Annotated in this window: 22 protein-coding genes; 14 read left to right on the top strand and 8 right to left on the bottom strand. The window is 64.7% G+C overall.

The window, feature by feature from the left end; genetic code table 11:
- Nucleotides 1–28: 28 nt before the first annotated feature.
- The 5 genes from ACVT6V_RS10665 to ACVT6V_RS10645 are packed head-to-tail and all read right to left on the bottom strand — an operon-like array spanning nucleotide 29 to nucleotide 3,758.
- Nucleotides 29–544 (bottom strand): aromatic-ring-hydroxylating dioxygenase subunit beta, encoded by a 516-nt coding sequence (locus ACVT6V_RS10665; RefSeq protein WP_119032204.1) that lies wholly within the window; start codon nucleotides 542–544, stop codon nucleotides 29–31.
- Nucleotides 541–1,854 (bottom strand): aromatic ring-hydroxylating oxygenase subunit alpha, encoded by a 1,314-nt coding sequence (locus ACVT6V_RS10660; RefSeq protein WP_197718213.1) that lies wholly within the window; start codon nucleotides 1,852–1,854, stop codon nucleotides 541–543. Before ACVT6V_RS10660 ends, ACVT6V_RS10665 begins: the two co-directional genes overlap by 4 nt.
- Nucleotides 1,841–2,302: a Zn-ribbon domain-containing OB-fold protein gene (locus ACVT6V_RS10655; RefSeq protein WP_005199524.1), complete on the bottom strand. Its 462-nt coding sequence runs from the start codon at nucleotides 2,300–2,302 to the stop codon at nucleotides 1,841–1,843. Before ACVT6V_RS10655 ends, ACVT6V_RS10660 begins: the two co-directional genes overlap by 14 nt.
- The gene (locus tag ACVT6V_RS10650; protein ID WP_005199525.1) at nucleotides 2,299–3,447 is read right to left on the bottom strand and encodes a thiolase family protein; all 1,149 of its coding nucleotides are present in this window, start codon (nucleotides 3,445–3,447) and stop codon (nucleotides 2,299–2,301) included. Before ACVT6V_RS10650 ends, ACVT6V_RS10655 begins: the two co-directional genes overlap by 4 nt.
- Entirely contained in the window at nucleotides 3,444–3,758 is a 315-nt protein-coding gene (locus ACVT6V_RS10645) for a hypothetical protein (RefSeq protein WP_005199527.1), read from the bottom strand. The genes ACVT6V_RS10650 and ACVT6V_RS10645 overlap by 4 nt, the downstream gene beginning before the upstream one ends.
- Before the next feature lie 252 nt (nucleotides 3,759–4,010).
- Here ACVT6V_RS10645 and ACVT6V_RS10640 point away from each other — a divergent pair, with 252 nt between their 5' ends.
- The 14 genes from ACVT6V_RS10640 to ACVT6V_RS10575 all read left to right on the top strand — a co-directional run bounded on the left by ACVT6V_RS10640 (nucleotide 4,011) and on the right by ACVT6V_RS10575 (nucleotide 17,327).
- The gene (locus ACVT6V_RS10640) at nucleotides 4,011–4,907 is read left to right on the top strand and encodes an alpha/beta fold hydrolase (RefSeq protein WP_489899753.1); all 897 of its coding nucleotides are present in this window, start codon (nucleotides 4,011–4,013) and stop codon (nucleotides 4,905–4,907) included.
- The gene (gene hpaH / locus ACVT6V_RS10635; RefSeq protein WP_489899752.1) at nucleotides 4,904–5,737 is read left to right on the top strand and encodes a 2-oxo-hept-4-ene-1,7-dioate hydratase; all 834 of its coding nucleotides are present in this window, start codon (nucleotides 4,904–4,906) and stop codon (nucleotides 5,735–5,737) included. The genes ACVT6V_RS10640 and hpaH overlap by 4 nt, the downstream gene beginning before the upstream one ends.
- A gap of 58 nt (nucleotides 5,738–5,795) precedes the next feature.
- Nucleotides 5,796–6,518: an aldolase/citrate lyase family protein gene (locus ACVT6V_RS10630; RefSeq protein ID WP_119033734.1), complete on the top strand. Its 723-nt coding sequence runs from the start codon at nucleotides 5,796–5,798 to the stop codon at nucleotides 6,516–6,518.
- Between the two features lie 84 nt (nucleotides 6,519–6,602).
- On the top strand, nucleotides 6,603–7,775 hold the full coding sequence (locus tag ACVT6V_RS10625) for an acyl-CoA dehydrogenase family protein (protein ID WP_119032205.1): 1,173 nt from the start codon (nucleotides 6,603–6,605) through the stop codon (nucleotides 7,773–7,775).
- Nucleotides 7,776–7,791: 16 nt separating this feature from the next.
- Complete coding sequence (locus ACVT6V_RS10620; RefSeq protein WP_489899751.1) at nucleotides 7,792–8,820, top strand: acyl-CoA dehydrogenase family protein; 1,029 nt, start codon at nucleotides 7,792–7,794, stop codon at nucleotides 8,818–8,820.
- On the top strand, nucleotides 8,817–9,968 hold the full coding sequence (locus ACVT6V_RS10615; RefSeq protein ID WP_005199533.1) for an acetyl-CoA acetyltransferase: 1,152 nt from the start codon (nucleotides 8,817–8,819) through the stop codon (nucleotides 9,966–9,968). The genes ACVT6V_RS10620 and ACVT6V_RS10615 overlap by 4 nt, the downstream gene beginning before the upstream one ends.
- A 35-nt stretch (nucleotides 9,969–10,003) precedes the next feature.
- On the top strand, nucleotides 10,004–11,512 hold the full coding sequence (locus ACVT6V_RS10610; RefSeq protein WP_174718269.1) for a class I adenylate-forming enzyme family protein: 1,509 nt from the start codon (nucleotides 10,004–10,006) through the stop codon (nucleotides 11,510–11,512).
- Complete coding sequence (locus ACVT6V_RS10605) at nucleotides 11,509–12,222, top strand: tyrosine-protein phosphatase (RefSeq protein WP_119032208.1); 714 nt, start codon at nucleotides 11,509–11,511, stop codon at nucleotides 12,220–12,222. The genes ACVT6V_RS10610 and ACVT6V_RS10605 overlap by 4 nt, the downstream gene beginning before the upstream one ends.
- Before the next feature lie 28 nt (nucleotides 12,223–12,250).
- The gene (locus ACVT6V_RS10600; protein ID WP_119032209.1) at nucleotides 12,251–12,445 is read left to right on the top strand and encodes a ferredoxin; all 195 of its coding nucleotides are present in this window, start codon (nucleotides 12,251–12,253) and stop codon (nucleotides 12,443–12,445) included.
- Between the two features lie 116 nt (nucleotides 12,446–12,561).
- Nucleotides 12,562–13,584 carry a phosphotransferase family protein gene (locus ACVT6V_RS10595; protein ID WP_119032210.1) on the top strand — a complete coding sequence of 341 codons (1,023 nt, stop codon included), beginning with the start codon at nucleotides 12,562–12,564 and terminating at the stop codon, nucleotides 13,582–13,584.
- Between the two features lies 1 nt (nucleotide 13,585).
- Nucleotides 13,586–14,347, top strand: coding sequence for an SDR family NAD(P)-dependent oxidoreductase (locus tag ACVT6V_RS10590; RefSeq protein WP_005199538.1), 762 nt, complete (start codon nucleotides 13,586–13,588; stop codon nucleotides 14,345–14,347).
- Nucleotides 14,348–14,369: 22 nt separating this feature from the next.
- Nucleotides 14,370–15,689: an acyl-CoA dehydrogenase family protein gene (locus ACVT6V_RS10585; RefSeq protein ID WP_124708211.1), complete on the top strand. Its 1,320-nt coding sequence runs from the start codon at nucleotides 14,370–14,372 to the stop codon at nucleotides 15,687–15,689.
- A 45-nt stretch (nucleotides 15,690–15,734) separates the two neighbouring features.
- Nucleotides 15,735–16,352 (top strand): TetR/AcrR family transcriptional regulator, encoded by a 618-nt coding sequence (locus tag ACVT6V_RS10580; RefSeq protein ID WP_005199540.1) that lies wholly within the window; start codon nucleotides 15,735–15,737, stop codon nucleotides 16,350–16,352.
- Nucleotides 16,353–16,358: 6 nt separating this feature from the next.
- A complete protein-coding gene (locus ACVT6V_RS10575) occupies nucleotides 16,359–17,327 on the top strand; it encodes an NADPH:quinone oxidoreductase family protein (RefSeq protein WP_489899749.1) in 969 nt (322 codons plus the stop codon).
- Nucleotides 17,328–17,352: 25 nt separating this feature from the next.
- On the opposite strand, the gene ACVT6V_RS10570 is transcribed toward ACVT6V_RS10575, so the two are convergent.
- The 3 genes from ACVT6V_RS10570 to ACVT6V_RS10560 are packed head-to-tail and all read right to left on the bottom strand — an operon-like array spanning nucleotide 17,353 to nucleotide 19,581.
- Entirely contained in the window at nucleotides 17,353–18,162 is an 810-nt protein-coding gene (locus ACVT6V_RS10570) for an enoyl-CoA hydratase/isomerase family protein (protein ID WP_489899748.1), read from the bottom strand.
- Nucleotides 18,163–18,167: 5 nt separating this feature from the next.
- Nucleotides 18,168–19,091 (bottom strand): SDR family NAD(P)-dependent oxidoreductase, encoded by a 924-nt coding sequence (locus ACVT6V_RS10565; RefSeq protein ID WP_489899747.1) that lies wholly within the window; start codon nucleotides 19,089–19,091, stop codon nucleotides 18,168–18,170.
- A 49-nt stretch (nucleotides 19,092–19,140) separates the two neighbouring features.
- Complete coding sequence (locus ACVT6V_RS10560) at nucleotides 19,141–19,581, bottom strand: Zn-ribbon domain-containing OB-fold protein (RefSeq protein ID WP_489899746.1); 441 nt, start codon at nucleotides 19,579–19,581, stop codon at nucleotides 19,141–19,143.

Here is a 19,581-nt window from a genome sequence, read left to right as displayed (position 1 = left end):
GCAGCCTTCGCGGATTCGGATGGTTGGTTCAGATCAGAAAAGCGAGGGTGTCCACGGGACCGCCGGCGCTGATCATGTGGACGGTCTTGCTCACGAGCTTGAACCCGCCGGGATGGCGGCGGACCTTGTGGATGACCCGGCCGGCCCAGATGCGCTGGTTGTGGCGGTATTCGAACAGGGCGAAGTTCGATCCAACCGTGACGGTGTCATCGGTGGAGTCGAGAACCTCCATGTTGGTGAGCTGCCGACGCATCACAGACGGCGGGGTCTGCGAGTGCCGGTTCCCTGTGTTGAGTTGCGCTACACGACTCTTGATACGTCGACGGTTGTCGTAGATGTACGACAGATTGACTGCCGGATCGTCGTCGGGATGCATCGGCACCCAGTAAAGTGCGTCGTCGTCCCAGAGCAGCTCCCATTCGGAATAGCGCGCCTCGTCGGCCAGACGAGCCTCGAGGAACAGGAACCCTGCCACCTCGGGGGACGGCGCGGGCAGCGGCTGCAGTGCCGAGGCGAGGACTTCGGTGTCGTCGAGTGTGCTCATTTGCTGATCTCCTGTCCCACAACGCTGGCCCACTGGCGGTAGAAACCACGCTGAGGTGTCTCGGCACTCTTGTCGCTGTTGACGATTCCGGTCTCGTCGGTGATGTCGGTCTCCAGCCCGCGGGACAACCGCAGCCATTCCGGATCCTTGGCGGCCAGTCCGGCCTGGTTGCGCATCCCGATCTCACCGTCGTCGGCGATCAGGAACCCGGCCGGACCCATCGCACCCTCGGAACGGCGCAGGGTCCTCAGATTGAGTTCGTCCTGTCCCGGGATCAGCGCCGCGGTGGTGTATGCGACCGTCTCGTCCGGCCCGATCGGTTCCACGTACATCACGTTCATCTCGGCCAGGAAGAGGTTGGGCCAGATCAGAGTGTGCGGTGGGCCGACGACCAATGAGTCGTGTGCCTTCTCCTCGCCGTACTTCTTCTCCAGTGCGGCAACATATTTGGGCAACTTCGCCCGTGGCATGCGCCCGTACCAGATGAACTCCTCGTCGAGCTTGCGGTATTCGGCCGAGTAGTCGATCTCAGAGTGGCCGCCACCGATGTCACGCACCACGACGTCAGTCTTTGACGGAATATGGGAGACCTTGGCCGGGCGGATGGCGTCATAGACCGACGCGTGAGTGAACAGCGCGTGGTAACCGTCGACATTGTTCTCGACCACCATTTTCCAGTTGGCATGGTGGAGGTGCTTCATCCAGTTGGCCCGGAGATCGATCTGACCGGTCGGCGACAGGTTGAGAAGACGATCGAAGGCCGCGATCGAGCCACCGAGGTGCTCGGTGAGCGACGGACCGTCGGCGGCCAACGAGGCGAAGATGAAACCGCCGTAGCTGTCGACCCGAGGGGCTTCGGCCATACCGAGCTCGGACCGTACCGCGCGGAACGCCTCGCCGTAACCCTCACGCATCGGGACCGCGGTGAGCGAACCCGTGTTACTGAAGGTCCACCCGTGGTACGGGCAGCGGAACGAGCTCGCGTTTCCCTTCTCGGCGTTGCACAGCTTGTTGGCGCGATGCGAACACCGGTTGAGCAGGACCCGGATCTCTCCGTCCTTGCCGTGGGACACCACGACCGGCTCACTGCCGATACGGCGGGTCAGATAGTCACCGGGCTCGCTGACCTCGCTGTCGTGCGCGACATAGACCCAGCCGGTGCGGAAGATGGTGTCCATCTCACGCTGGAAGATCTCCGGAGACGTGTACACGGAGCCGTGCACACGATCTTCCTGGACGATCTTGGACACGTCGAAGTCACTCGGGGTGGCAGGATTCGAGGTGCCGGGATTCGCCTCAGTGGTTGTCATTGGTGGCCTCCGTATCGGTGGAAGTGATGGTCTGCGCGGCCGGGATCGCCACTCCGGCCAGATATCTGAAGGCGATGTCGACGGCGTCGCCGATCCGCGGTGTACCGGCCGCCGGCTCGACCGTCGTCATGATCAGCCGATGCCCACCGTCGAGTTCGACGTCGACGATCGGGTATGGACCGGTCGCGGTCACGAGTCCGGGCTCCAGTCTGTGCATCGTCGTCGACGAATGGACCACTCCCCTCGGCAGGGTTTCGAGCCAATCGATCTCATCTGATCCACAGTCGTCGCACACTCGTTGCTCGAGGTCGAGCGGCAGCGAACAACCCCCACAGAACGGCAGCACGAGTGCGCCGCGGGAGGCACCGGCATACAACGGTTCGAGGGGATCGCCTGCCACCACCGGAGCCAGCGAATCCGAGAGCAACCAATCGGTCGAGGTGATCATGCCGCACGCTCCAGGATCAACGCGGCGTGGTGATCGATCCGACCGCCGATGCCACCGACCAGTGCGGTCGACGCATGAGGCACCTGTCGCTCGCCGCCGGCTCCGCGCAACTGCACGAGCGCTTCGGCCAACGGGGTCATTCCCTGGAGATAGAACCCCGACAGCTGCCCTCCACCGGTGTTGGTCGGCAAACTGCCGCCGGCAGCGGTGTTCCCGTCGCGGACGAACTTTCCTGCGGGCGCCCCCCCGGTGAGCCCATATTCTTCGAGCAAGATCAGGGTGACGACCGAGAACGGGTCATAGAGCTGAGCGGTGTCCAGGTCGCCACGTGTCATCCCCGCTTCTGCCAGGGCGTCGTCCACGCATCGTCGGCCACCGCCGAACCATGACTCGGAGCCGGATCGCCGATGACGCACCGGATGATCCCGACCGGCTCCCCGAATGTCGACACGAATGTCGTGGCCGATCGACGGATCGGCGCTGACGAGGACGGCGACGGCACCGTTGACCGGGCGTGCACAGTCGAGCCGCCGCAGCGGATCGGAGATCATCGGACTGTCGAGGTAACCCTGGATGTCGAGGGGCGTGCGGATCACCGCATCGGGATTGCCGGTCGCCCAGGCACGCGTCGACGTGGCAACCGCGCAGAGATCGTCGGGCGAACCGTTGCTGACATGCATCCATCGCTGCGTCAGCAGGGCGTAGGTGGGGACCGAGCCCAGGACCCCGCTGGCCCGCTCCAGGCCGCGCGATCCGGACTGTCCGCCGCTCTGCGCATAGGTCGATCCGGCGGCTTTGCCCGCGACGAGGGGCGCGTCTGCGAAGACGCACATGACCGCGCGGGCTGCGCCGGCCTCCACGGCGTAGCGGGCCCGCTGGATCATCGCAACGGTCGTGGCGCCCTTGATCTCCACGTGTTCCAACAGTCGCACATCGCCGAATCCTCCCGAGGATGCGAAGCCGACACCAAGCCGGTCCGGCCGAATCCCCTGCGAAGAACCGACCAGCAGTCCGTCGACGTCGGACAGTTCGATTCCGGCGTCTGCCACGGCCTCTCGGCAGGCGCGAGAAGCCAGTTCGTGCGGGCTGTGCCCGGGCTTCAGTGACATCGGGGTCATCCCGACGCCCACGATCGACGCGGTCATGAGGTTCTCCCCCGAACCGGCCCCAGGGAGCGGTCGCGCCGCTCGTCCCGGTAGTTACCGACGCGCAGCCAGTCCTCACGATCGTCCGGCGTCGCCAGGCACAGGCTGACGAGCTCGAGGGGTGAGAGAAAGATGTGATCGTCGCTCTCGAGGTCCTCGACGAGCAGCCTGTCCCCGTTGCCGGTCGAATCCAGCGACACACGCACTGCCGCGAACTCGTTGACGAGCGACGCCAGCACGCGTCGGTGCACCCGGCGCAGATCCGCGTCGCCGTCTCCCGCGTCCGCACCTTCATGTTCGTGTGTGGTCATAGTCATCGACGACCTGTTCGCCCAACCTCGCTCTGGTGACTTCTCGAAAAGTTGTGACCAACCCTCAGAAGACACTTGCCCTTGCGTTGATCCCGCCTCATAGTCTTATCGTATACAGGTGTCAGAAACAATCCCCCAATTCCGAGAACTCGGTGGCAGAAATCTGACACTCACCCAGCTCACGGCGCTAAAAGTGCTAAGACTGAACATGCACACAGTGGAAAATTTGGTTAGACAACGGAGGCCCCGACCATGACTGAGACAACGATTTCCGCCCCTGCGGCCGACACCGGCGAGTACCGCAGCATCTGGAGCCACCTCAAAGAACTGGAGTTCCGGCAGGGGTTCGTCGACATCGACGGCGTGCGGACCCGTTTCGCCGAGGCAGGCTCCGCCGACAAACCACACGCCATCCTGTTGCACGGCACCGGCGGCCACTGGGAGACCTTTGCGCCGAACCTGGGACCGCTCTCGGAGCACTACCACTGTGTGGCGATCGACATGGTCGGCAACGGGTTCTCCGACAAACCCGACTACGACTACGAGATCGCCGTCTACGTCCAGCAGGTTCTCGGTGTGATGGAGCACTTCGGGATGACCCGAGCACATCTCATCGGGATGTCACTCGGCGCATGGGTATCGGCCGCGATCGCGGTCGGGCATCCCGAGCGTGTCGACAAGGTGATCCTGATGTCGCCCGCCGGACTGATCGCCACCGCGTCGAACATGGCCCGCATCCGCGCCGAGCGCACCGAAGCCGTCAACAATCCCAGTTGGGAGTCGATGCACAAGGTGTTCGCACACCTGATCGCGGACGAATCCAATCGTCTACCCGACCTCATCGCGCTGCGGCAGGCCATCTACCGACGCGACGACACCCGGAACACGATCGATCACCTGCTGATCCTGCAGGATGCGCAAGCCCGCGACCGCAATCTCATCCCGGAAGACAAATGGGCGACCATCTCTGCGCCCACCATGGTGGTGGCGTCCGGCCAGGACCACGGCGAATACCAGAGCACTGCCCACATCGTCGCCGGGTTGATCCCGAACGCCGAGGTGTTCGAGATGGCCGCCGTCCGGCACTGGCCACACTTCGAGGACCCGGCGGCCTTCAACCCGGCCGCTCTGGAGTTCCTCGGGCGATGACGAACATCGCCGTGCCGGACACAGCGGTCGCCGAGCTCGCGCGCCGCCTGTATGAGGCCGAGAAATCCCGGACCCCGATCCGGCAGATATCGCTGCAGCATCCCGAGATGACCATCGAAGACGCCTATGCCGTACAGCGGGAGTTGGTGCGCCTGAAAGTCGCCGGTGGTGCCGTGGTTCGCGGACGCAAGATCGGACTCACCTCCAAGGTCATGCAACGCGCCGTGTCCATCACCGAACCGGACTACGGTGCACTGCTCGACGACATGTTCTTCGACGACGGCGGAACCGTGCCGGCCGGACGGTTCATCCGCCCCCGTATCGAGGTTGAACTCGCCTTCGTGCTCGGCGACCCGTTGTCCGGCCCCGGGGTGACGCTCTACGACGTGCTCCGGGCGGCGGAGTACGTGACGCCGGCCATCGAGATCCTCGATGCACGGGTACAGATGGCGGACCCGGAAACCGGGCATCTACGCACCATCGTCGACACGATCTGCGACAACGCCGCCGATGCCGGCATCGTTCTCGGCGGCCGGGTGGCACGACCGATGGACGTCGACCTGCGGTGGGTGGCCGCATTGCTGCTGCGCAACGGGTCGATCGAGGATTCGGGCGTTGCGGCGTCGGTGCTGGGCCATCCGGCGAACGGTGTCGCGTGGCTGGCGAACCGGCTTGCTCCGCATGGGGTGTCGTTGCAAGCCGGTGAGGTGATCCTGGCCGGCTCGTTCACCGCGCCGGTGTTCGCCGATCCCGGTGATACCTTCGTCGCGGATTACGGACCGATGGGGACCGTCTCGATCCATTTCGAGAACGAGGCACCACGTGACTAGCGCCGCGGGACCGAACACGTGGGTACAGCAGATCCACGGTGAACGCGCCCAGATCGGGATGTGGATAGCCTCGGGCAACGCATACAGCGCCGAGATCTGCGCGGGCGCCGGTCTCGACTGGCTGATGCTCGACCTCGAGCACGTCCCGAACGACGTCAGATCCACGTTGGCGCAACTACAGACGCTCGCCGCCTACCCGGTGCAGGTTCTCGTGCGTCCGGCATCCGCTGACCCGATCGCGATCAAGCAACTCCTCGACATCGGTGCGACGAATCTGATCATCCCGATGGTCGAATCCGCCGACGAGGCGAGGGCCATGGTCGCCGCGACCCGCTACCCGCCCGAGGGCATTCGCGGAGTCGGCAGCGCACTCGCCCGAGCCTCGCGATGGAACCGGATTTCTGACTATCTGGTCACCGCAGACGACAGCCTGTCACTCACGGTTCAGGTGGAATCCGCCGCCGCGCTCGCCCAACTCGACGAGATCGTCGCGGTCGACGGGATCGATGCCGTGTTCATCGGACCGGCCGATCTCGCAGCGTCGCTCGGCCACCTGGGCAAGCCCGAGCATCCCACGGTGGTGGCCGCGATCGAGCAAGCGTTATCGCAGATCAAGGCCGCAGGCAAGGCGGCAGGCGTCAACGCGTTCAATCCCGCCCTGGTGGACCGCTACATCGCGGCGGGAGCCTCGTTCGTCTTGGTCGGAGCCGATGTCACGGTGCTCGCGCGGGGCAGCGAGGCCCTGGCCGCACGCTTCATCCCGCAACCCGGCACAAGCTGATACTTGACTCTTCGCGGATTAAATCTGACAATAGTGTCACTACAGGAGCGGATCTCGCCCCGCACGACGATGGAAGGCCTCCACATGGATTTGGACTTCAGCCCCGAACAGGTGGAGTTCCGGGACGAGGTGCGCACATGGCTTGAGGAGAACAAGCCGTCCGAGCCCCGCCCGCGCGACGCCGACGGCATCCGGGAGTACGACACCGCCTGGCAACGCACCCAGTGGGACGGCGGCTGGGCGGGCATCGCCTGGCCGAAGGAATACGGCGGCGGCGGTTTGACCCTGGTTCAGCAACTGATCTGGTACGAGGAGTATGCAGCCCAGGGATTTCCGGGGATCGACGCGAACTTCGTCGGTCTGTCCCATGCCGGTCCGACCCTGATCACCCGGGCCGACGAGGCGCAGAAGGACTTCCACCTTCCCAAGATCCTGCGCGGTGAGGCGATCTGGTGCCAGGGATTCTCCGAACCCGAGGCCGGCTCCGACCTCGCCTCGCTACGCGCCAGGGCGGTCATCGACGGCGATGATCTGGTGGTCAACGGGCAGAAGATCTGGACCAGTTTCGCCACCATCGCCGACTACCAGGAGCTCCTGGTCCGGACCGACAACACCGGCTCCAAGCACCAGGGCATCACGTGGATCGTGTGCGACATGACCACACCTGGCATAGAGATCCGCCCGATCGAGACCATCGAGGGCGGCGCCGAGTTCTGCGAGGTGTTCTACGACGACGTCCGAATCCCGCTGTCCAACGTCGTAGGTGAGATCAACGACGGATGGAGCGTCGCGATGTCGACGCTGTCGTTCGAACGGGGCACCGCATTCACGGCCAATCAGGTCCGCCTGGCCAAGGTGGTCGAAGACCTGATCGACTTCTCGCGCGATCACGTCGGGCCGGACGGACGCCGCCCGGCGATCGCGGATGACGAAATCGCCCGGAGATTGGCCCGGGCCCGGGCCGCAGTGACGTCACTGCGCGCCATGACCTACGTCGGCATCTGCCGCAGTATGCAGACCGACACCCCCGGACCCAAGGGATCGATGCTCAAGCTGTTCTATGCAGATCTGGCCAAACAGGTCGCGGAGCTGGCGATGGACATCATCGGGGTCGATGCCCTGCGCAGTACTTCCCGATGGGACAAGAACGGCTGGGTGGGCAACTATCTGTACGCATTCTCCCAGTCCATCGGCGGCGGTACCTCCGAGATCCAACGAAACATCGTCGGCGACCGGGTACTCGGACTCCCACGCTGAAGGAAAGAAGCACACCATGAACCTGCTCCCCTCTGACGATCAGCTCGAACTGGTCGCGGCAGCCGCGGACTTCATCAGTTCCCGACCACCCGTCACCGCGATCCGCGAACATCGCGATGAGAGCACACTGGTGGACAAGGACGTCTGGCGCGAAGGCGCCGAACTGGGCCTGCTCACGCTCGCCCTTGATGAGCGATTCGGCGGATCCGGACAGTCCATCGATGACGAGGTCATGCTCTTCATGGAACTCGCAAAGCATCTGGCCATCGGCCCGTTCCTCGCTTCCACACTGGCCGCACGCGTCGCGGCCGGCGACGGCAAGAGCGAGCTCGTCGCTCAGATCGCGGCCGGCACCGCGATGGTCGGACTCGCCGAATTGCGCGGCGACGGCGAGATCGGTTCGGACGGCTTCAAGGGGTCCTTCGATCTGCTGGATTGCGCCGGCAGCAGTCACGCGCTGCTGGTGACCAGAGACGGTGCCGCACTGGCCGAGCTCGGAGAGTTCGGTGATATCACTGCAGTCGAATCCGTCGACCCCGCAACGCGCCTGGCCACCGCCACGGTGACGTCCGGACGGGTCGTCGCGTGGCTGCCGGCAGAGACCGAGTGGATCTGGGGCCGGGCACAGATTCTGGCGTCTGCGTATCTCGCCGGGCTGGCCGAGGCCATCACCCAGGTCTGCACCGAACACGCCAAGACACGCGAACAATTCGGACGGCCGATCGGCGTCCACCAGGCGATCAAGCACGCGGTCGTCGACATGGCCGTTCGTGCCGAATCTGCTTCGGCCCAAACACTTTTCGCGGCAGCGGCCCTGAAGGCCGATCGCCCCGACACCGAGTTCCAGATCCTGGCGGCCAAGACGGTTGCGGGTCAGGCTGCCCTGTCCAACGGCAGCGGCAGTATTCAGGTGCACGGAGGGATGGGTTATACCTACGAGCACGACGCCCACCTGTATCTCAAGCGGGCCATCGTCTACAAGAACCTGTTCGCCGGTGCGTCCGAGGTTCTCGCCGATCTTCTCGAGTTGGAGGCCGCCCAGTGAGTCGCAAGGTTGCCATCGCCGGGGTCGCGCTGTCCGATGTGGGCAAGGTGGACGACAAAAATGCCTATGAACTGATGGCGCAGGCCAGTCGGCGGGCCTTGGCTCAGACAGGACTGACGCCTTCCGACATCGACGGTCTCGCATCGACGAGTCAGGGCACGCTGCCCCCCACCGATGTCGGCGAGTACCTCGGCATCAAGCCGAGGTGGATCGACTCGACCTCTGTCGGTGGCGCCTCGTGGGAGGTGATGGTCTCCCATGCCACCGATGCGATCGCCGCGGGTCATGCCGACGTGGTCCTGCTCACGTACGGATCCACGGCACGCGCCGACATCCGAAAGGGATTGCGCGGCGCCAACATCAACTGGGGTGCACGTGGCCCCCTGCAGTGGGATGCCCCCTATGGGCACACCCTCATCTCGAAGTACGCCATGGCCGCCCGCCGACACATGCACCAGTATGGGACAACGATCGAGCAGTTGGCCGAGGTCGCGGTGTCGGCCAGATTCAATGCCGCAGACAATCCCGAAGCGATGTACCGGGATCCGATCACGATCGATGATGTCGTCTCCGGCCCGATGATCGCCGACCCATTCACCAAGTTGCACTGCTGCATCCGCTCGGACGGCGGGGCTGCGGTGATCCTCGTGGCCGAGGACCGAGTGCCCGATCTCAAGTCGCCGCCGGTATGGGTGCTCGGCTCGGCCGACGCCACCTCCCACATGCTGACCAGTCAGTGGGATGACATGACGGTGGGGCCCGCCGCGATCACCGGCCCTCTCGCGTTCGAGCGGGCCGGTCTGAAACCGTCCGATGTGGATGTAGCCGAGATCTACGACGCGTTCACCTACATGCTGCTGTTGACCATCGAGGACCTCGGTTTCTGCGAGAAAGGCGAGGGAGGGGCATTTGTCGCCAAGCAGAGTCTTCGGCTCGGAGGCGAGCTGCCGACCAATACCGACGGAGGCGGACTGTCGGCGTGTCACCCCGGCCAGCGTGGACTCTTCCTCCTCGTCGAAGCAGCGCGGCAACTGCGCGGTGAGTGCGGCCCGCGCCAGGTTTCGGATGCAAGGATCGCGTGTGTCAGCGGGACCGGCGGCTGGTTCTGCTCGAGCGGGACGGTGCTGCTCGGCTCGGAGAAGCCGTGACACCCCGGCCGCGGTCGGGCACGATCCGACCACCCTTGGCCGACACATTCGCGAACACGCGCGAACTACTGGACGCAGCCGCCCGCGTGCACGGTGACCGGGACGCGTACGTCGAACCCGGCTCGCGGATCTCGTTTGCTCAGTGGGTGTCACACGCCCGGTCCGTCGCCGGCCACTTCGCCGGCGCCGGAGTCGGCAAAGGCGATGTGGTGACGCTCCTGCTCCCCTCGGGAATCGACTACGCCATCTGTTACGCGGCCGCGGCCATGCTGGGCGCCGTCACGACCGGAGTGAACCCGCGACTCGGTCCGACCGAGACCACATCCATCCTGAACACTTCATCGCCCGCCCTGGTGGTGCACGGACCTTCCCAGCTCCCGCCGGAATCGACTGCGCAGCGCCTGACTGTGTGCATCGACGAGTTACGGTCCTCGTACCACGAGGTCAACGACCTTCCGACCGTCGACGTCGACCGTCGCGACCCCGTCGCGATCATCTTCAGCAGTGGCACCACCGGGCTACCCAAGGGCGCCTGGTTCGACGCCGACAATCTCGCCGCGTCTGCACAGGCCGCAGGCATAATGAGTGCGGCATACGACCGGCGGATGACCTCCACCCCCTTCTCGCATGCCGGCTACATGTCGAAGCTCTGGGACCAATTACTCTGGGGCACAGCGATCGTCATCCCGCCTGCGCCGTGGACAGCGACCGGGATGGCGCGCACGCTCATCGACGAGCGTGTCACCGTCGGCGGCGGGGTACCCACCCAGTGGGCCAAGCTGCTCGAACTGCCCGGCCTCGATCGCCATTCCTTCCCCGAACTCCGGGTCGGTGTGGTCGCCACCGCTCCGGCCTCACCCGACCTGGTTCGGCGCACCGCCGACCTGATCGGCGTACCACTGGTGGTCCGGTACGCGATGACCGAGTCGCCGACGGTCTGTGGAACCGAACCCGACGATCCGCCCGAGGTCCAGTTCCGCACGGTCGGTCGTCCTCAGTACGGAATGACCGTCGAGGTCGTCGACAGCAACGGGATCGTGCTCTCACCCGGGATGGTGGGACGGGTACGCATCAAGGGCGGTTGCGTGATGCGCGGGTACTGGCACGATCCCGACTTGACCTCCACCGCTTTTGATTCCGAGAGGTTCCTGGTCACCGGTGACCTCGGCCTGATCACCACGGACGGAAACCTCAAGCTGGTGGGGAGAGCTGGGGACATGTACATCCGCGGCGGCTTCAACGTGCATCCCGTCGAAGTCGAACAGGTCATCGCCGGCCACCCGGCGATTGCGGAAGCCGCGGTCGTCGGGCACGCCGCTCCTGTGATCGGAGAGATCGGAGTCGCCTTTGTGGTTCCCGTCGACCCCGCTGCGCCACCAACGCTCGCCGAAGTGCGGGACTGGACGCGATCACTGTTGGCCGACTACAAGGCTCCAGATCACCTGGTCGTGGTCGAGACGATCCCCCAGACAGCGATGGCGAAAACGGATCGCAAGCGGCTTCGTGAACTGGCCGAAACACTTCCCCCGTCACGACGCACATGACTGCGGCGGTCGATCACCTGGTCAACCTGCGCGACGTCGCCGGCCTCCCGCTGACCGGAGGCGGACTGACCGCATCCGGGGTCCTGTATCGCAGCGACGCGCCCCATGTCGGCGACAGTCTGCCCACTCACGTGGCGTCCTGGCCGCCATCCACGGTCGTGGACCTGCGCTCGAAGAAAGAGCGTGAGCGTACCGGATTCGATTGGGACAAAGGCACCGTCGTGCACGCACTACCCCTCCACGACGCGGCCGCACCCGGCGACGTCCGACCCCCGGACCTGACGGCACTGTACCTGACAACGCTCGAGACGAAGGCCAGTCGAGCCGCGCACGTTCTCCAGATCGCGGCAGCTGCCGCCGGACCGGTCCTCGTGCACTGCACTGCGGGCAAGGACCGCACCGGCGTGATGGTGGCAGCACTGCTGCTCGCTGCCGGCGTCGAGCCGGCGGCGGTCCGAGAAGACTATCTCGCCACCACCGCGAACATGGAACTGCTTCGGCGACGATGGAAGGCGAAGGGCCCCCGGCTCGCTCCCGCGATTCGATTGCCACGCAGCTGGCTGACCACCTCGCCGGAGGCCATCGACGAGGTGATCGGCCATCTCCTCTCCTGGCCCGGCGGTGTGCACGGATGGTTCACCGACGCCGGGGCAACCGAGACAGACCTACGCAGCTGGCGACGCCGACTCACCCGACCCGACGGGTCATGATCAGTCCATCACACCCTAGGAGATCACCATGCGGATTCACATCGCCCTCGACGAGTGCGAAGGACACGGAATGTGTGCGATGCACGAGCCCGATCTATACGACATCGACGACGATGGCTTTGCGGCCAAAGCGGATTTCGTTGTGCCCCAGGGCATGGAGCCTGCCGCCCGCAACGGCGCAACTCGATGCCCGATGAGCGCGATCAAGATCATAGAGGATTGACGCCGACGCGCGCAGCGGTGTGCGGTCACACGTGAACCTCCTTTTGGGAACCTCTTGACCTCCAAACTGGAGAACGCTATTCTCCAGTCATCGACATTTTCGATTGGAGGTTCTGCATGGAAAACCCTGAGGACAAGGCCGCGCTGGCCAGATGGCTCGATGACGTCGGGGCACCCGGCGACGGAGAGAAGCCAGAGATCGAGCGCCTGACCGGCGGCTCGCAGAACGAGCTCTTTCGGATAACCCGGAGCGGGATGACCGGCGTCTTGCGCATGCCGCCCGCCGGCGCGGACGATGCGCGACTCGACGGTTTACGGCGCGAGCTACGACTGTTGGCCGCCCTCAAGGGTTCTGAGGTTCCACATGCGGAACTCATCGGCGGCGAACCGACCGGTGACGTGCTGGGGTCGCCGTTCTACATGATGCAGTCGATCGACGGGTGGAGCCCGACCGGTTCGTGGGCGGCGCCGTTCGACACCGACCTCGACGCCCGCGGTGAGCTCGCATTCGAACTGGTCGGCGGCATCGCGCAACTGTCCAAGGTCGACTGGCAGGGCCGTGGTCTGACCGGATTCGGCCGGCCGGAGAACTTCCACGAACGCCAGGTCGACCGCTGGCTCGCATTTCTCGGCAACTACCGGTTCCGGGAACTTCCGGGTCTGGATGTCGCGGCGGATTGGTTGCGCGCCAACCGTCCCGCACGGTGGTCCCCGGGAATCATGCACGGCGACTACCAGTTCGCCAACGTCATGTTCCACAACGGCACACCGGCCAAACTCGCCGCGATCATCGACTGGGAGATGACCACCATCGGCGATCCGCTCCTCGACCTCGGCTGGGCTCTCCTCGGCTGGGACGGCGAATCGCCCAAGACCGACTTCTACGTCGATCTCGAGGGTATGCCGAAGCGCTCGGAGTTGATCGCACACTACGAGAAGATCAGTGGGCGCTCGACCGCCGACATCCACTATTACCTCGTGCTGGCCAACTGGAAGCTCGGCGTGGTCCTGGAGAAGAGTTACGCGGCACTGGTCAAAGGCGATCGCAAGGACGAGAAGATCGAGACCTTCGGACCGCTGGTGCTCGATCTGATCGCGACGGCCGCCGACCTCACGACCGAACGAACCGAAGGGGTGTGACATGGGTTATGCGGACACGCTTTTCGACCTGACCGGCAAGGTTGTCGTCGTCACCGGCGGCAGCCGCGGCCTCGGACGCCAGATGGCGTTCGGCGCCGCGCATTGCGGCGCAGATGTGGTCATCGCCAGCCGCGACTTCGAATCGTGCGCCACCACTGCGAAGGAAATAGCCGACGCCACCGGTCGAAGTGTCATGCCCTTCGCAGTCCACGTGGGCCGATGGGATCAACTCGACGGGCTCACCGATGCGGTCTACGAACGGTTCGGCCGTGCCGACGTCCTGATCAACAATGCGGGCATGTCACCTGTCTATGACTCGGCCTCCGACATCAACGAGAAGATGTTCGATGCGGTGGTGAACCTCAATCTGAAAGGTCCTTTCCGGCTGTCGATTCTGTTCGGCGAACGGATGCAGCAGGCCGGCGGAGGGGTCATAATCAATGTCAGCTCAACCGGTTCCATTCGGCCGGCGCCCTGGATCCTTCCCTACGCGGCGGCCAAGGCCGGCCTCAACGCATTGACGGAGGGCCTGGCACTCACGCTGGGACCGACCGTACGGGTCAACACCCTGATGTCCGGACCTTTCTACACCGACGTGAGCAAGCACTGGGACCTCGAGTCGACCAAGAAGGCGACCAAGGCCCACGCCCTGCAGCGAGCCGGGGATCCACCCGAAATCATCGGCGCCGCCCTCTATCTGATGTCGGACGCATCCAGCTACACGAGCGGCGCGACCCTCCGGGTCGACGGCGGCATTCCGTAAGACGATCAAGGAGCGCACCACCATGGCATGGGATTTTTCCACCGATCCGGATTTCCAGGAGAAACTCGACTGGATAAGGACTTTCGTCCAGCAGGAGGTCGAGCCGCTCGACACCCTGTTCCCCGGATGTGAGTATCTGCCGCTCGACGACGAGCGGCGCAAGATCGTCGACCCGCTCAAGCAACGCGTCCGCGATCAGGGACTGTGGGCCGCACATCTGGGCCCGGAGCTCGGCGGACAAGGCTTCGGCGCGGTCAAACTGACCCTCATCAACGAGATACTGGGCCGAACCGACTGGGGACCGATCATTTTCGGCACTCAGGCACCCGACACCGGAAATGCCGAGATCTTGGCGCGGTTCGGGACCGAGGCCCAGCGAGACCGCTACTTGGCACCACTGTTGGCCGGGGAGGTGTTCTCCTGCTTCTCGATGACCGAACCGCAGGGCGGCGCCGACCCCGGAGTGTTCACCACACGAGCCAAACGCGACGGAGACGACTGGATCATCACCGGCAGCAAGTACTGGTCGTCGAACGCTGCGGTGGCATCCTTCTTCATCGTCGTCGCGATCACCAATCCCGACGTCCCGGTCCACCGCGGAGCCACCACGTTCCTGGTGCCCGCGGAAAGCGAGGGCGTGGTCATCGAGGCCAGCCACCACTTGTTCGGCGCCCATCGGCATGAACCTGGGCACTCCCTGGTCCGCTACGAGCGAGTGCGGGTTCCCGCCGACGCGATGCTCGGCACCGAGGGTGCCGGATTCGAAGTCGCACAGTCACGGCTGGCCGGCGGCCGGCTGCACCATGCGATGCGGTCGATCGGGGTTGCCCAGAAGGCCATCGACATGATGGCCGAGCGAGCGCTGAGCCGGGAGACCAAGGGATCATCACTCGCCGACAAACAGTTGGTGCAGGCTGCGATCGCGGACTCGTACACCGAACTGATGCCGTTCCGGCTGGCCGTGCTGCATGCCGCCTGGCTCATCGACGAACATGGAGAGCATGCCGCTCGCACCGACATCGGCGCCCTGAAGGTGCTCACGCCCAAGGTGCTCCAGTCGATCACCCTGCGCGCCATTCAGATCCACGGCGGGCTCGGCGCCACCGAGCAACTACCGCTGGTCGACATGCTGATGACCGGCATAGCATTGGGACTGGCCGACGGACCGACCGATGTCCACAAGATGAATCTCGCCAGGGGCCTGCTCAAGCGTTACAAGGCCGACGACCCGATGTGGCCGTCACAGTTCCTCGGACGCAAGATCGAGGCGGCGCGGATCAAGTACGGCGACCTGGTCGACGCGGTGCCGGCAGTGCCTGCCGGACCCCCGACCGGGCCGTGACGCCGAGCGATATCCTTGAAGCTCGCAGTCGTCGGCAGGAGCAGTATGAGTTCACGTGCAACCGCGGCGGTCGACCGGGCCCTGGACAAGCGGCAGCGCCAGGCCGCTGCCGATGTCGAGCGGATCCTGGTCGCCGCGGCCACCGTGATGGAACGAACCACTCCTGCCGACCCGCGGGTGTCCGACATCGTCGCCGAGGCAGGAACCTCGAACAAGACGTTCTACCGCTACTTCACGGGAAAGGACGATCTGATCCTGGCGGTGATGGAGCGCGGCGTGGGTATCGTCGCGTCGTATCTCGATCACCAGATGTCCAAGGAACCCGAACCTGCGGCACAGATCGACCGATGGATCAGAGGTGTCCTGGCCCAGGTCGGTGACCCGAAACTGGCGAACATGAGTCGCGCGGTGACCCGCCAGCTGAGCTTCACCGACGACTCGGGAAGGGCGGACGTCCGGGTCACCGAGCCACTGCGTGATCTGCTGTACCGTCCCATTTCCCAGCTGGTGATCGACGACCCCGTCCGCGCCACCGACACGGTGTTCACCGCTGCACTGGGAATGATGCGTAGGCAGTTGTCCCTGGACGAGCCCGCCCGCGCCGAGGACATCGACTTCTTCATCACTTTTTGCCTGAAAGGGCTCGGCACAGAACAGGCTTGATACCCGATGCGAGCAGCGATCTGTCGGCAGTATGGACCGCCGGAGGTGATCGAGGTCGGCGATTTCGCCGATCCAGAACCGGCGGCCGGCGAACTTGTGGTGGCAGTGCGGTCGGCAGCAGTCAACTTTCCCGACGTACTCACCATCGCCAACCGGTACCAGCGTTCGACGCCACTGCCTTTCGTCCCGGGAAGTGAATTCGGAGGAGTCGTCGTCGAATCGAGCATCGACAGTGGTTTCGCGGCAGGGGATCGGGTCTATGGCACGGTTGCCACAGGTGCGTTCGCGGAGTATGTCACCGTTCCCGCCGCTCGGGTACAGCGTATCCCCGATGGGGTCGACGATGACACCGCCGCCGGTTTCGCCGTCGCGTACACGACTGCATACCACGCCCTGTGTACTGCCACAGCAATCCGCAAGGGCGAGTGGGTTGTCGTACTCGGCGCCGGCGGCGGAGTGGGATCGGCCGCCATCGATCTCGCCCATCATCTCGGAGGCCGAGTGATCGCCGCAGCGTCGGGTGACAGCAAGCTCACACTGTGCCGCCGGCGCGGGGCCGAGGTGGCCCTCGACTACCACACCGAAGATCTCCGGAGCCGGATCAAGGAGATCACCGGCCAGGGCGCCCATGTCATCATCGATCCGGTCGGCGGCAGGTCATCAGAGTCGGCGTTACGCTCCCTGCGTCGTGGAGGTACATTCGTCACCGTCGGATACGCGTCCGGTGAGATACCGGCAATCCCATTGAATCTGGTACTCCTCAAGGGCATCACAATCACCGGTGTCGATGTGGGGACGATGCCTGTGCATCGGCCGATGGCCGAATCGCGGGGCCGGGCGGAGCTTCACCGGATGCTCTCCGACGGCGTACTGGCGCCATACGTCGACAGTGTCCACCCACTCGCCGAGACCACCAAGGCGCTGCGGCGCGTGGCCGACCGCCAGGCCCTCGGCAAGATCATCATCCGCCCCTGACGCTGCCCACGACACAGTCAATGTTCTAGAGTCGGCCTTCGGTCCGCAGCGACGCGGGAACCCACCGCGGGTTGCGTCGCTCTTTGAACGCCGCGAATCCCTCGATGGCTTCAACACCGGCTTGGCTCTGCCGCATGGCTATCCGATCGAACAGGCCGAGGTAGTGGTCGAGGCTCTTCTTGATGTCGAGGCGGGCGGCGGGCGCGGTCCGACAGATCTCGGCCAGGAACTCGGTCGCGCTGCCCATCAGCTCCTCGTGCGGAACCACCCGCGTCACCAGACCCCAGTCGAGCGCTTCCGCGGCGCTCAGCACACGTCCGGTGAACATCAGGTCGCGAGTACGGACCGGCCCGATCGTGCGTGCCAGGATCTGCGCGTAGTAGGTGTCACTGATGCCGCGGAACAGTTCGGGCACCCGGAATGTGGCACGCTCACTCACCACCGAGACGTCGCTGCAGAGCGTGATCATGAATCCGCCGCCCTGACAGATGCCGTTCACCGCAGCGATCACCGGTAGCGCGGTGACACGCAACGAATCGAACGGGGTGGCATCCATCCCCAGGTGCCCCATGTCCATCCAGTCATCGACACCGGTACGTCCCAGGTCGCCGCCAGGGATGAACACATCTCCGGTTCCCGTCAGGATGAGTCCGTGAATATCCGGATCCGACTCGCAATGCGCGATGGCATATCGCAGCCCGAAGTACATGGCCGGACTCAGCGCGTTCCGGGCATCGGGGCGATCCACCGTCACCACGGCGAAGGGTCCCGCACGGTCCAGCCTGAGGAACGGAGTACCCAGCCAGTCACCCGCGGGTGGACTCGGCGATGCCACGCGGGCTACCCGCCCAGCCGCAGACCCGAGGCGCGGGTACCGAACACGTCGACACCCATGATTGTACCGAGTTTGTTTGCATCCCAACGCTTTCCACCGTTGGAGACAGCGCTGATGGGAGTCCAGCCCTTGAGCCACTGGATGTTCTCACCGAGCGCCTTGATCACCTGGCCGCTGACGTGACCCGCCTCCGGGCTGGCGAGCCAGGCGACGACCGGCGATCCGAGCGACGGATCCTTGGGGTCGAACTCGTCCTCGGATCGCTCGTCCGGTTCGATGGGCGCCGCGGCGCCGGCCATCGTGGCCGACATCCGGGTGCGCCCGCCGGGGCTGATCGCATTCACCGTGGCACCGATCGAAGCCAGTTCGAGGCTCAGCGTTTGTGTCAGTCCGACGATCGCCGCCTTGGCCGCGCTGTAGTTTGTCTGTCCGAAGTGTCCCTGAAGACCGGCACCCGAGGTGGTATTGATGATCCGGCCGTAGACCTTATCGCCTGTCTCCTTGGATTCTTCACGCCACTTGCGGGCCACGGCACGGCTGGTCAGCCAGCTACCGCGCACATGCACTCGCATCACGAGATCGAAGTCGTCGACACACATGTTCCAGATGGCCCGATCGCGGACAATACCTGCGTTGTTGACCACGATGTCCAGCCGGCCCAACTGGGAGTATGCGCGTTCGACCAGCAGGTCGACGGACTCTTCGTCACCGACGTCACTGAAGTCCGAGATCGCCTTGCCGCCACGGTCTTCAATGATCTGGACAACCTCGTCGGCGACCTTGCCGGTGCCCTGGCCATCGAGCGAGGTACCCAGATCGTTGACGATCACCGTGGCACCGTGTTTCGCGAGCTCCAACGCGTGACCTCGTCCGATGCCGTGCCCGGAACCGGTGACCAGCGCGACCTTGCCGTCCAGCAATCCGCTCATTAGTGGTGTACTCCCTCGTGAATTGTGTGAGTGTGAGTGGCCGGCAGTGTCAGGCCGGCCGGAAGATCGTGGCAGTGAGTTCGTCTGTGATGGGCCGGAATCCGACGGTCACCGGCATTCCGACGTGGAGGTCGGTGGGTTCACAATCCTCCATGTTCGTCATCAGCCTCGGACCCTCGTCGAGTTCGACGATGGCCGCGATGTAGGGCAACCGCTCCTTGAACGGATGCAGATCGTTCACGTACACCGTCGAATATGTGTACAACGTGCCACGACCGCTGGCTTCGATGCTCGTCACGTTCTCGCTCCAACACGACGGGCAGAAGGGCCGTGGGTAGTGATGCACCTTTCCGCAGTCATCGCAGCGGGCGATGAGCAGCGTGCCGTCGTTGGCGGCATCCCAGTACGCCGTGGTCGCAGTCTCGACCGTCGGGATGTCGGCGCGCGGTTTCGCCGGAGTGTTCGGCGTCGAGTCCGCTTGTGCCGCCAT

Source organism: Gordonia sp. LMA167, from assembly GCF_058130025.1.
The sequence above is the reverse complement of the archived record's forward strand: the minus strand, read 5'-3'. Positions and strand labels throughout refer to the sequence as shown.

Bases quoted from the DNA above. Each gene is read 5' to 3' on its own strand.
- ACVT6V_RS10665 (WP_119032204.1), bottom strand. From the start codon at position 544: ATGAGCACACTCGACGACACCGAAGTCCTCGCCTCGGCACTGCAGCCG.
- ACVT6V_RS10660 (WP_197718213.1), bottom strand. From the start codon at position 1,854: ATGACAACCACTGAGGCGAATCCCGGCACCTCGAATCCTGCCACCCCG.
- ACVT6V_RS10655 (WP_005199524.1), bottom strand. From the start codon at position 2,302: ATGATCACCTCGACCGATTGGTTGCTCTCGGATTCGCTGGCTCCGGTG.
- ACVT6V_RS10650 (WP_005199525.1), bottom strand. From the start codon at position 3,447: ATGACCGCGTCGATCGTGGGCGTCGGGATGACCCCGATGTCACTGAAG.
- ACVT6V_RS10645 (WP_005199527.1), bottom strand. From the start codon at position 3,758: ATGACCACACACGAACATGAAGGTGCGGACGCGGGAGACGGCGACGCG.
- ACVT6V_RS10640 (WP_489899753.1), top strand. From the start codon at position 4,011: ATGACTGAGACAACGATTTCCGCCCCTGCGGCCGACACCGGCGAGTAC.
- hpaH (WP_489899752.1), top strand. From the start codon at position 4,904: ATGACGAACATCGCCGTGCCGGACACAGCGGTCGCCGAGCTCGCGCGC.
- ACVT6V_RS10630 (WP_119033734.1), top strand. From the start codon at position 5,796: ATGTGGATAGCCTCGGGCAACGCATACAGCGCCGAGATCTGCGCGGGC.
- ACVT6V_RS10625 (WP_119032205.1), top strand. From the start codon at position 6,603: ATGGATTTGGACTTCAGCCCCGAACAGGTGGAGTTCCGGGACGAGGTG.
- ACVT6V_RS10620 (WP_489899751.1), top strand. From the start codon at position 7,792: ATGAACCTGCTCCCCTCTGACGATCAGCTCGAACTGGTCGCGGCAGCC.
- ACVT6V_RS10605 (WP_119032208.1), top strand. From the start codon at position 11,509: ATGACTGCGGCGGTCGATCACCTGGTCAACCTGCGCGACGTCGCCGGC.
- ACVT6V_RS10600 (WP_119032209.1), top strand. From the start codon at position 12,251: ATGCGGATTCACATCGCCCTCGACGAGTGCGAAGGACACGGAATGTGT.
- ACVT6V_RS10595 (WP_119032210.1), top strand. From the start codon at position 12,562: ATGGAAAACCCTGAGGACAAGGCCGCGCTGGCCAGATGGCTCGATGAC.
- ACVT6V_RS10590 (WP_005199538.1), top strand. From the start codon at position 13,586: ATGGGTTATGCGGACACGCTTTTCGACCTGACCGGCAAGGTTGTCGTC.
- ACVT6V_RS10585 (WP_124708211.1), top strand. From the start codon at position 14,370: ATGGCATGGGATTTTTCCACCGATCCGGATTTCCAGGAGAAACTCGAC.
- ACVT6V_RS10580 (WP_005199540.1), top strand. From the start codon at position 15,735: ATGAGTTCACGTGCAACCGCGGCGGTCGACCGGGCCCTGGACAAGCGG.
- ACVT6V_RS10575 (WP_489899749.1), top strand. From the start codon at position 16,359: ATGCGAGCAGCGATCTGTCGGCAGTATGGACCGCCGGAGGTGATCGAG.
- ACVT6V_RS10565 (WP_489899747.1), bottom strand. From the start codon at position 19,091: ATGAGCGGATTGCTGGACGGCAAGGTCGCGCTGGTCACCGGTTCCGGG.
- ACVT6V_RS10560 (WP_489899746.1), bottom strand. From the start codon at position 19,581: ATGGCGGCACAAGCGGACTCGACGCCGAACACTCCGGCGAAACCGCGC.